The 11,222-nt window shown below is 43.0% G+C and carries 7 protein-coding genes, 2 tRNA genes and 2 rRNA genes; 8 read left to right on the forward strand and 3 right to left on the reverse strand.

Annotation, left to right across the window (positions count from 1 at the left end):
- Positions 1 to 195 precede the first annotated feature (195 nt).
- Positions 196 to 1,116, forward strand: a complete 921-nt coding sequence (locus tag F986_RS00960; protein ID WP_004684446.1) for a DMT family transporter — start codon at positions 196 to 198, stop codon at positions 1,114 to 1,116.
- Between the two features lie 399 nt (positions 1,117 to 1,515).
- On the opposite strand, the gene F986_RS00965 is transcribed toward F986_RS00960, so the two are convergent.
- From F986_RS00965 to F986_RS00975, 3 genes are read right to left on the reverse strand one after another with little or no spacing between them, the layout of a single operon-like run.
- Positions 1,516 to 2,085, reverse strand: coding sequence for an L-threonylcarbamoyladenylate synthase type 1 TsaC (locus F986_RS00965; RefSeq protein WP_004684448.1), 570 nt, complete (start codon positions 2,083 to 2,085; stop codon positions 1,516 to 1,518).
- A 45-nt stretch (positions 2,086 to 2,130) separates the two neighbouring features.
- Positions 2,131 to 3,264 carry a DNA-processing protein DprA gene (gene dprA, locus F986_RS00970; RefSeq protein WP_004684449.1) on the reverse strand — a complete coding sequence of 378 codons (1,134 nt, stop codon included), beginning with the start codon at positions 3,262 to 3,264 and terminating at the stop codon, positions 2,131 to 2,133.
- Between the two features lie 22 nt (positions 3,265 to 3,286).
- Positions 3,287 to 4,441, reverse strand: a complete 1,155-nt coding sequence (locus F986_RS00975) for a LysM peptidoglycan-binding domain-containing protein (RefSeq protein ID WP_004684451.1) — start codon at positions 4,439 to 4,441, stop codon at positions 3,287 to 3,289.
- Between the two features lie 120 nt (positions 4,442 to 4,561).
- Here F986_RS00975 and def point away from each other — a divergent pair, with 120 nt between their 5' ends.
- The 7 genes from def to F986_RS01010 all read left to right on the forward strand — a co-directional run.
- On the forward strand, positions 4,562 to 5,095 hold the full coding sequence (gene def / locus F986_RS00980; RefSeq protein WP_004684452.1) for a peptide deformylase: 534 nt from the start codon (positions 4,562 to 4,564) through the stop codon (positions 5,093 to 5,095).
- A 90-nt stretch (positions 5,096 to 5,185) separates the two neighbouring features.
- A complete protein-coding gene (locus F986_RS00985; RefSeq protein ID WP_004684453.1) occupies positions 5,186 to 5,605 on the forward strand; it encodes a DUF2946 family protein in 420 nt (139 codons plus the stop codon).
- Between the two features lie 72 nt (positions 5,606 to 5,677).
- Positions 5,678 to 7,723: a TonB-dependent copper receptor gene (locus F986_RS00990; RefSeq protein ID WP_004684454.1), complete on the forward strand. Its 2,046-nt coding sequence runs from the start codon at positions 5,678 to 5,680 to the stop codon at positions 7,721 to 7,723.
- A 712-nt stretch (positions 7,724 to 8,435) separates the two neighbouring features.
- Positions 8,436 to 9,973 (forward strand): 16S ribosomal RNA (locus tag F986_RS00995).
- 61 nt (positions 9,974 to 10,034) lie between these two features.
- Positions 10,035 to 10,111, forward strand: a tRNA-Ile gene (locus F986_RS01000).
- Between the two features lie 68 nt (positions 10,112 to 10,179).
- Positions 10,180 to 10,255: transfer RNA gene (locus tag F986_RS01005), tRNA-Ala, on the forward strand.
- Positions 10,256 to 10,689: 434 nt separating this feature from the next.
- Positions 10,690 to 11,222: ribosomal RNA gene (locus F986_RS01010) — 23S ribosomal RNA — on the forward strand; the annotation flags it as partial.

Raw genomic sequence — 11,222 nt, forward strand, 5'->3', positions numbered from 1 at the left:
AGTGAAGCTGCTGAAATACATCAATTTATTGAAATGTATAGTTTTATATTGTCTTAATATTATGTTTTTTATGAAGTTTATATTTTAAGATAAATGTATCAATTATGTGTGATACCCAAATGATATTCGAATAAATCATAAAAATGTTTTACCATTCATTTAAATTTTGCAAACAAAAGCTAAACGGGAAAAAGAATGAGTACCACACCACAACGTATGTATTGGGCTTTGAGTCTCCCTATCATTGCCGTACTCATTTGGTCGATCAATATTGTCGTTACGCGTTATGTAGCTGATTTCATTTCGCCAGTCAGTATTAGTTTTTATCGGTGGTTCTTTGCCTTCATTCTGTTAACGCCTTTTGTCGTGCGACCTTTATGTCGGCAGTGGGCATTAATTCGAGCGCATCTGGGTCAGTTGGCAGTGCTAAGTGCATTTGGTCTGGTGTTGTATCAGGGCTTAGCCTACACCGCAGCGCACTATACGACTGCGACCAATATGGGATTGATTAATGCCTTTATTCCGATCTTCACCATTTTTGTTTCACTGCTGATTTTAAAAGATATTCCAAATCGTTTTGCGATGATTGGTAGTATTTTATCTTTTGCAGGTTTGGTTTATATCATTGGGCAGGGCAATCTTGCAGGGCTAGTTCAATCGGGCGGGCATTTGGGAGATGTCCTGATGGTGGTTGCGGTATTCTTCTATGCCTTTTATGGGGTATTTTTGAAAAAGTGGCAATTGCAAATTCCCTTGATGTTGAGCCTCTATGTGCAGATCTTTTTTGCACTGCTTTACCATTTACCTTTTATTGCCTATTTCGGTCTCGATTCAATCAATAGTCAAAATGCGGCAAGTGTTATGTATGCCAGCATTTTCCCTTCTTTGGTTGCGCCTTTACTGTGGATGTTGGCCATTACCCATTTAGGGCCGAATCGAACCAGTATTTTCATGAACTTGATGCCAGTCTTTACCGCAGTGATTGCCTATGTCTGGTTGAAAGAGGCGTGGACGGTTTATCATACGGTCGGTGGTGTGGTCATTATCTGTGGCATTTTACTGGCACAGCGTAAAACAGCTTTAAAAACGGCACCTTTAGTAAACTCGATGGATTAATTTTGGTTGAAAATCGATCATTTAAATTATTTTTTTAATAGAATAATTTATTAATAAGTTGATTTATTAATGCTATTTTAGATGATTAATGTATTTAATGTATGTAAAAGCTGATTAAAAATAGGTAGATAATTTGAATTATAATTTAATTATCTCCATTAATCAGCGTTTTAACGCTGTTTTTAATATAAAAAATCTATTTGTTTAGAAAAGTAATTTGTTACATAATACGTCCACTGCAAACTTAGGCGAATGTCAAAACGGACATTAAGTGTTTGCTCATCAGTTTTCAGACCCTCTGGATGTGATTACACATCCTTTTTCATGCTCAGCCATCCCTATATGGCTGAGCTTTTTTTTTTCTATTTTTCAGTAAAAATCCTGAGAAATAGCACGCTTTTAGGCACGAACCACTGCGCCAGTTTCGGCATCGAGTATGCGACTCGGTTCTTGGCTCAAGCCTAGGTCACCATTTAGATAATTCACTTGTTGCGCAAAGTATTGGTTGGCATCTTGTAATGAGCGGGCAGGTGATAATCCAGCAGGGTTGGCACTGGTTGAGACTATGAAGCCTTGAAAGGCATTGCAAAGCGCCACACAAATCGGATGTGTGGTTACCCGTACAGCAACTTTAGGGTGATTGCCTTTAATCCATGTTGGAATATGTTCATTTGCAGGTAACAACCACGTGGTTGCGCGTTCTGATGGACTGCGATCGCTCCAGCTGTCGATCACTTGTTGACGGATGTGGGGATCTAAATGTTCTAAAAGCGGTTCAACTTGAGCAATTTGCCCAGCCAGTAAAATTACCCCTTTTTCAATCGGGCGTTGCTTAATCTGCAAAATATCTAGAAAAGCCTGTTCGTTATACGGATCACAGCCTAAACCCCATACTGCTTCTGTTGGATATGCTAAAACTTGACCTTGTTTTAAACATTGCGCCGCTTCAGTCACAGAGGTGGTAATCATTACACTTTGTACCTTTTATTGATTTATAAAGGGTTATTGTGAACCTTATTGGCTGGAACGGCAACGCAGATAATTGCCAGCCTGTTGTTGTGCAAGCCCCAAAATTTCCAGTTCCATTAACTGGCTAGTGAGTGTGGCAATATCGGTGTTAAGTTTGAAATTAAGTTGATCCATATTTTGTCCCACCCAATCCAGTTGATTATAAAGTTCGAGTAAATTAGATGGGATCTCAATACTAGCGCTTGGGGTGGTTTCTTGTGACTGGGATTGGCTATGCCATTGAGTGGGGAGTGCCAAGTCTTCAATGATTTGTTCAGGATGATCGACTAAAATCGCCCCTTCTCGGATTAGTTGATGACAACCTTGATGGTGCTCACTGTAAATATGACCGGGAATCGCAAAAATCGTCTTGCCTTGTTCAGCAGCAGTTTTGGCTGTGCCAAGAGAGCCACTTTTGAGTGCGGCTTCTGCAACCACAACCCCTAAACTCAATGCACTGACGATGCGGTTGCGCCGTGGAAAATTATGCTGTAAAGGCGGTGTATGTGGTAAAAATTCAGTAATGATACAGCCATTATTTTCTAATATTTGCGTACGCAGGGCTTGATGTTGGGAAGGGTAAGTGAGATCTAAGCCCGTGCCCATCACCGCAATAGTGCGTTGATGTTTTAAGCCGCCCTGATGTGCCGCTGCATCAATGCCTTCAGCTAAACCACTGCAAATATAAAAGCCTTTTTCGGCGAGGTAATAAGCAAAGTCATAAGCCACTTGTTTGCCGTGCGGACTGGGTTTTCGACTACCGACGATAGCAACTTGAGGTTGGAGTAAACTTTGTGGATTGCCCTGACCAAATAAAATCGGTGGTCGGTCAGCATAGGGCAGCAGCTGCGAGGGATAATGACTTTCACTATCAAGCAAAATAAAATCACAACTGGATTGGACGTCATGCAATAAAGTTTGTAATTTGGTTTGTCCAGCAGGTGTTTGGATTTCTGCGACACGTTGTAGATGGCTTTTGTGTAAGCCGAGATTTGGCCAGATCTGAAGATTGGAGGCAGCAACAGCTTTTGTGCTTGTGCCAAAATGCTGCTGTAGTTTTTGAAAGCTCGATAAAGAATGCTGAACTAAATACCACAGGGTGATTGTTGCAATCTGTTCATGTGATAAAGAGTTCAGCATATATACACCTTAAAGCAACGGATTATTCATCCACGACAGAGGGAGAAAGTTTCGCGCCCAAGTTCATTGGTAGTTCGCTGTCGAGCACATAAGCATAGCTGACACGGTCAAAGGTTTTAAATACCATGATGTTGCCGATACGCTCCGTTGGAAGGGTCAGTTTTTCATTGGTTTTCGGATCACGAATTTCTTGACCCTTTTGACTAACCGAGAACACATAACCCGATTGAACGCCATCCACTGTGCCACGATCAATGGTTACAACTGAATGCTTCGCAGCTAGACCAATCGAACCTTGAACACGAATCACTTGTCCACCCCCAGTCACATCTTGTGCATGTGTTGGGTAGAACAAGGTTGGAAGCATGGCGTCGTATTCAGGCAGTACGCGATAACCACGACGTACTTCAGAATTATACGAATCTGTGATTTCTAAAGTGGACATGTCATTTTCACCACGAATGGCAATGGCTGAGCCAACCTGAGTCAATTCTAGACCTAGATTTTGTTTTTTACCCTCTGCATCCGTCACAATGTACGGTTCGCCTTCACGGTAAATCGCGTAGCGTTGACCGACTTCAATGCCTTGGCCACGTGCATAAACGGTTTGACCTTTACCTGCAATGACACGCTGATCGGCAGCACCAACGATATATGGTGTACCTTCCAGAGATTCCTCTGAAAGAATAGTGCTGTGTTCAAGCCAGTTTTTAATGTATTCCAGTGGAATGACAGGAATGGCATTGTTTAAAGACTCAACGCGTGCTTGAGGTTGAAGTTTAGTGCCGCCTGTATAACGACGAATAATCCCTTCACAGCCATCGCCTTCGTCTTTACCAATAATTGGACGGCCTTCATGAGTACACATCAGTAAGCGGTCACCCGGGAAAATCCAATGTGGATTTTTGACGTGTCTATTGCTGGCCCAAATTTCAGGCCAACGCACAGGATTGTTTAGGAAACGTTTAGAAATATCCCACAGGGTATCGCCTTTTTTCACCACATAAACATTCGGTGCATTGGCTTTTAAAGCAGGTGGATTGTAATTTCGTGTAGGCGCCGCTTGAGCTGTTGAAATGACGCCTGCGCCAACACTTACGCAAACCGCAAGTGCTAACATGTGTTGCTTAAACCCCAAGGCACTAAAAGATGGCATGCCCATAAAAACCTTTTTCATTATCATAATTCCTAAAATTATGTATGTAGTTGCGTTATAATAACGATATTACACACATTTTTTTGATCAAGCATTCCCTTCATTTGGTTTTTTGATCAATGGCATAATTGAGGACGCAGTATGGCCTTATTACCTATTTTAAGTTTTCCTGATCCCCGTCTTCGTACCATTGCAGAACCCGTCGAAGAAGTTACTGATGAAATTCGTCAGCTGGCTGCAGATATGTTTGAAACCATGTATGAAGCGCCAGGCATTGGACTTGCCGCGACACAAGTTGATCGTCATATTCAGTTGATTGTCATGGACTTGTCTGAACATAAAGATCAACCTTTGGTATTCATTAACCCCAAAGTTACCCCATTGACTGAAGAAACGCAGCCCTATGAAGAAGGCTGCCTATCAGTTCCCCAAATATACGACAAAGTTGAGCGCCCGTCACGCGTAAAGATCGAAGCAATTAACCTTGAAGGTCAAGCATTTGAGATCGAAGCTGACGAACTTCTCGCTGTTTGTATTCAACATGAAATGGATCACTTAAATGGCAAATTGTTCGTCGACTATTTGTCACCACTGAAGCGTCAACGTGCACGTGAAAAAGTAGAAAAATTGACTCGTCAGCGCCAAAAAGACAAAGTAGCTGTGAAACGCGGTTAAGTTTTTTTGCTTAAAAATCATCTTTAAAGTGAGCCCAATTTCAATTGGGCTTTGTTATACTGGCCGCGTTCTCAATTCGGATGGAATGGATTGTTTTTTAGAGCTGCGTTGCTACTGTCTTGTGTAGCTGTGTTTTTACAGATTGCTGTTTTTTTACAGCCTTTACTACCGACGCAATATCAAATTGCGCCGGTCTGTGAAACCATTTCGCGTGCGCTTTTACTCAAACCAGTTGAACATCTCAGTTCTCATGCTGAAAAGCATTCAACACATCAGCATGAACTCAGTTCACAACATGCCGAACACAATCATCATGATGCAAGTCATCAATGCCAATACTGTACGGTATATGGCAATCTCGTGCTGCCGCCTGATTTAGAGTTAAAAGCGGTACTTGACCGTATTCAAGTCCGTTTAATTGCATTCCAAAAAGCCTTTGCGCATGTTTGGTTTGCACTGCAACAACTCTTTTTACTACCTCAAGGGCGAGCACCGCCACTGTTTGTATAAACCTAGACATATATTTTTCGGGTCTTAACGGACTCTAGCCTAGTTGTATTTATAGATTCAGTGAGAATAAAAATGGCTCAGCCTACATTCTTTTTACAGCCTCTTGCGGCTGCGATTTCCCTTGCTTGTTTTTCAAGCGTCGTATTTGCCGCTGAAGCAGACAGTGCACACATTTTAGCACCTATCGTGGTGACGGCTCAGCAGGGCAATGATGCCCATGGTCTGATTGTACATGCTGACCCTAAACAACCCACTCAGCCAATTCCTGCGGTTGATGGTGCAGCCTACCTACAAAGTATTGTGGGTTTTAACCAAATCAAAAATGGTGGGGCGAATGGTGATGTCACCTTCCGCGGTATGTTTGGCTCACGTATTAAAATCCTCACAGATGGTACGGAAAATTTAGGCGCATGCCCAGGTCGTATGGATAATCCAGCTTCTTATGTCTCCCCTGAAAGCTACGACAAAATCACAGTCGTAAAAGGGCCACAAACTGTTCAGTATGCACATACTGGCTCAGCCGCAACTGTTATTTTTGAACGTGAACCTGAACAGCTCACTTCGGTGAAACCCTATCGCGGACAAGCCAGTGTCATGCTTGGCTCTTATGGTCGCTTGGATCAGAATGTTGAAGCCGCTGTTGGTGATGAAACGAAATACGCACGTTTAAATGCCAACCGTTCGATTGCAGATAGCTATCAAGATGGAGCTGGCAATACGGTTCCGTCCGATTGGGAAAAGTGGAATGCAGATCTTGCGCTGGGCTGGACTCCAAATGAGGACACATGGATAGAGCTGAAAGGTGGGAAGAGTGATGGTGAGGCAGTCTATGCTGGACGTAGCATGGATGGCTCTAAGTTTGCTCGTGAAAGTCTAGGTTTACATGTTGAAAAGAAAAACATTAGTGAGGTGATCAAGAAAGTCGAAGCGCAGGTGGACTATAGCTATAACGATCATGTCATGGATAATTTTAGTTTAAGAACGCCACCGACAACGACCATGACGATGCATGGTATGCAGATGACTGTGCCGAATAAGATGGAAATGGAAGTAACGCGCCGTACTTTGAATGCACGCGCTGCAATGACTTCTGAATGGGACAAAGTCAGCCTGATGACAGGAATAGACTCGCAGAGCAATAAACATGGCGGCAATATGATTATGTATGCTATGCCGAGTATGAATTCTCCCTTTAAAACCAATATGGAATTTGAGTCTTATGGGGCTTTCGGTGAGCTGAGTTATGCATTCAATGATCAGCATAAACTGGTGACAGGTGCACGCGTCGATCAAGCGAAGATCGATAACTTAGCCACTGATACAGAACGTAAAGAAACCCTGCCAAGTGGTTTTGTTCGAATTGAAAGTGAACTTGCGGAACATGTTAAAACTTACGCAGGTTTGGGTTATGTAGAGCGTGTGCCTGATTATTGGGAATTGTTTAGTACCAAATACCATCAAAGTACAGGTACGACCTTTGCTGATTTAGAGAATGAAAAAACCGCGCAGTTTGATGCAGGTTATCAATATGAACAGGGTGCATTTAAATCATGGGCTTCAGTTTATGCAGGTTTGATTCAAGACTATATATTGGTGGCATATACTCCGACAGGTTCAATGGGGCGGTTGGAAGCCAAAAGCCGAAATGTCGATGCAACCATTGCAGGTGCTGAAGCAGGTGTGGCTTACCAGTTGACGGATCAAATTCAAGCGGACATCAGTGCCATGTATGCGTGGGGTGAAAATATAACGGATCACACCGCTTTACCGCAAATTGCACCATTAGAAGGGCGTTTCAATCTACGCTATGTGCAAGAGAAATATAATCTCGGTTTGTTATGGCGTGTGGTGGCAGCACAAGATCGTACCAGCTATCGAGAAGGCAATATCATTGGATACGATTTAGAAGACAGTAAAGGTTTTGGAACTTTGTCTTTAAATGGGACTTATAATATCCAAAAAGATCTAGACCTTTCAGTCGGAATAGATAATGTGCTGAATAAAAACTATGCCGAGCATTTGAATAAACTTGGAAGTTCAGGCTTTGGTTATGCTGCAACAGAACAATTCAACAATATTGGACGTAATTATTGGGCGCGTATCAGTATGAAGTTCTAAATATATTCTGGTGATTGGAAACAGCTATTCTAGAAATAGAATGGCTATTTTGGGTTCTAAGATAGAAATTGACTGAGAAAACAGCATTGTGAGTGGATATTCACCATAAAAAGTAGAAAGAAACAGCGATTTAAATAAAATATTTAAATATTATTTCGATATATTTTTATTTAAATTAATTAAAACAATATATTAAGTTTAATTTGTGCGAATGTGATGGTGCGGTTTATGGCGCTAACTAGGAAGTAGGTAAATTTATTAAAAAATATTTTACATAAATAACAAATACTTATATCTTTATGAGTTTGAAAAATAAACATGCAGAAATATTTATTGAGAAAAGGTGTTGCAAGGGATTAGAAATACTGTAGAATGCACATCCATCGGCGGTGATGTTGATTAAAACTTGTTGATAAACAAGGATTTAGCCCAAGCGGTAGAATCTGAGAGTCTTGAGTAAGTTTAAAATAATTAACAAAACCAGTTGACTTTCTCTGGAGAGAGAGTAGTATAGCCGACCTAGCTTGCTGATGACGAATCAGCAAGAAGATCATTAAGAGATTATGAAGAACAACTTGTGTGGATTTTTACTGATTGATCGATCGAAAATATTTCATTGATTGATGGTAGAAATTACTCGAAGTTTATTTGAGAAATATTTGTCAGAAAATTGATGAGCCAAGATTTGTAGCCATAAGCTACTAATGATTTTTAACTGAAGAGTTTGATCATGGCTCAGATTGAACGCTGGCGGCAGGCTTAACACATGCAAGTCGAGCGGGGAAAGGTAGCTTGCTACCTAACCTAGCGGCGGACGGGTGAGTAATGCTTAGGAATCTGCCTATTAGTGGGGGACAACATTCCGAAAGGAATGCTAATACCGCATACGCCCTACGGGGGAAAGCAGGGGATCTTCGGACCTTGCGCTAATAGATGAGCCTAAGTCAGATTAGCTAGTTGGTGGGGTAAAGGCCTACCAAGGCGACGATCTGTAGCGGGTCTGAGAGGATGATCCGCCACACTGGGACTGAGACACGGCCCAGACTCCTACGGGAGGCAGCAGTGGGGAATATTGGACAATGGGCGAAAGCCTGATCCAGCCATGCCGCGTGTGTGAAGAAGGCCTTTTGGTTGTAAAGCACTTTAAGCGAGGAGGAGGCTACCGGGGTTAATACTCTAGGATAGTGGACGTTACTCGCAGAATAAGCACCGGCTAACTCTGTGCCAGCAGCCGCGGTAATACAGAGGGTGCGAGCGTTAATCGGATTTACTGGGCGTAAAGCGTGCGTAGGCGGCTTTTTAAGTCGGATGTGAAATCCCTGAGCTTAACTTAGGAATTGCATTCGATACTGGGAAGCTAGAGTATGGGAGAGGATGGTAGAATTCCAGGTGTAGCGGTGAAATGCGTAGAGATCTGGAGGAATACCGATGGCGAAGGCAGCCATCTGGCCTAATACTGACGCTGAGGTACGAAAGCATGGGGAGCAAACAGGATTAGATACCCTGGTAGTCCATGCCGTAAACGATGTCTACTAGCCGTTGGGGCCTTTGAGGCTTTAGTGGCGCAGCTAACGCGATAAGTAGACCGCCTGGGGAGTACGGTCGCAAGACTAAAACTCAAATGAATTGACGGGGGCCCGCACAAGCGGTGGAGCATGTGGTTTAATTCGATGCAACGCGAAGAACCTTACCTGGTCTTGACATAGTAAGAACTTTCCAGAGATGGATTGGTGCCTTCGGGAACTTACATACAGGTGCTGCATGGCTGTCGTCAGCTCGTGTCGTGAGATGTTGGGTTAAGTCCCGCAACGAGCGCAACCCTTTTCCTTATTTGCCAGCGGGTTAAGCCGGGAACTTTAAGGATACTGCCAGTGACAAACTGGAGGAAGGCGGGGACGACGTCAAGTCATCATGGCCCTTACGACCAGGGCTACACACGTGCTACAATGGTCGGTACAAAGGGTTGCTACCTAGCGATAGGATGCTAATCTCAAAAAGCCGATCGTAGTCCGGATTGGAGTCTGCAACTCGACTCCATGAAGTCGGAATCGCTAGTAATCGCGGATCAGAATGCCGCGGTGAATACGTTCCCGGGCCTTGTACACACCGCCCGTCACACCATGGGAATTTGTTGCACCAGAAGTAGGTAGTCTAACCGCAAGGAGGACGCTTACCACGGTGTGGCCGATGACTGGGGTGAAGTCGTAACAAGGTAGCCGTAGGGGAACCTGCGGCTGGATCACCTCCTTAACGAAAGATTGACGATTGGTAAGAATCCACAACAAGTTGTTCTTCATGACGATGTATCTGAGGGTCTGTAGCTCAGTTGGTTAGAGCACACGCTTGATAAGCGTGGGGTCACAAGTTCAAGTCTTGTCAGACCCACCAAATCTGACTAACAAGCATTGTTAAATGCTGAATACAGAAAAACAGAGACATTGACTTATTGATAAGCTGGGGACTTAGCTTAGTTGGTAGAGCGCCTGCTTTGCACGCAGGAGGTCAGGAGTTCGACTCTCCTAGTCTCCACCAAATTTCAAGAATAGAAAAACAATGTTTTTCCTTGAAATTTAAGCAAGAAGCTATGCTTCGCGCAGATAGGTTGGATTACAGAAATTAGTAAGAAGTAGATATTGGTTTACATTTTATTAACTTCTGTGATTTATCACAGTTTCCTGACCTGACGAAGGCTGGAAAAATCATTAACAGAATATATTTGAGTTGAAATAATTTGTTCATACTCGTTTTTAAGATCGACATTAACAGTGATTTATTACTGATTGATGAAGGTTGAAGAAATGAGTTACTAGCGAAATTAACTGAATCAAGCGTTTTGGTATGTGAATTGAATTGAAGCTGTACAGTGTTTAAGTACACAGAACAACAAACTGTAAGGAAGTGATGAGAAATCATCATAGACTGTCTTAATCCTACTTGTAGGGATTAACGACTGTTTGGGGTTGTATAGTCAAGTAATTAAGTGCATGTGGTGGATGCCTTGGCAGTCAGAGGCGATGAAAGACGTAATAGCCTGCGATAAGCTCCGGGGAGGCGGCAAATATCCTGTGATCCGGAGATTTCTGAATGGGGAAACCCACCTGTCATAAGGCAGGTATCGTATGATGAATACATAGTCATACGAGGCGAACGAGGGGAAGTGAAACATCTCAGTACCCTTAGGAAAAGAAATCAATTGAGATTCCCTCAGTAGCGGCGAGCGAACGGGGAAAAGCCCATTAAGTCATATAAGTTCTAGTGGAATGCTCTGGGAAGTGCAACCATAGTGGGTGATAGTCCTGTACACGAAAGGGCTTATATGATGATGTCGAGTAGGGCGGGGCACGTGAAACCTTGTCTGAATATGGGGGGACCATCCTCCAAGGCTAAATACTCCTGACTGACCGATAGTGAACCAGTACCGTGAGGGAAAGGCGAAAAGAACCCCTGTGAGGGGAGTGAAATAGATCCTGAAACCGCATGCATACAAGCAGTGGGAGCC

The sequence above is a fragment of the Acinetobacter johnsonii CIP 64.6 genome, assembly GCF_000368045.1.
GTDB lineage: Bacteria > Pseudomonadota > Gammaproteobacteria > Pseudomonadales > Moraxellaceae > Acinetobacter > Acinetobacter johnsonii.

What these genes read in the sequence shown, in the direction of transcription:
- F986_RS00960 (WP_004684446.1), top strand. Translation starts at nt 196, where the DNA reads ATGAGTACCACACCACAACGTATGTATTGGGCTTTGAGTCTCCCTATC.
- F986_RS00990 (WP_004684454.1), top strand. Translation starts at nt 5,678, where the DNA reads ATGGCTCAGCCTACATTCTTTTTACAGCCTCTTGCGGCTGCGATTTCC.
- dprA (WP_004684449.1), bottom strand. Translation starts at nt 3,264, where the DNA reads ATGCTGAACTCTTTATCACATGAACAGATTGCAACAATCACCCTGTGG.
- def (WP_004684452.1), top strand. Translation starts at nt 4,562, where the DNA reads ATGGCCTTATTACCTATTTTAAGTTTTCCTGATCCCCGTCTTCGTACC.
- F986_RS00975 (WP_004684451.1), bottom strand. Translation starts at nt 4,441, where the DNA reads ATGAAAAAGGTTTTTATGGGCATGCCATCTTTTAGTGCCTTGGGGTTT.
- F986_RS00965 (WP_004684448.1), bottom strand. Translation starts at nt 2,085, where the DNA reads ATGATTACCACCTCTGTGACTGAAGCGGCGCAATGTTTAAAACAAGGT.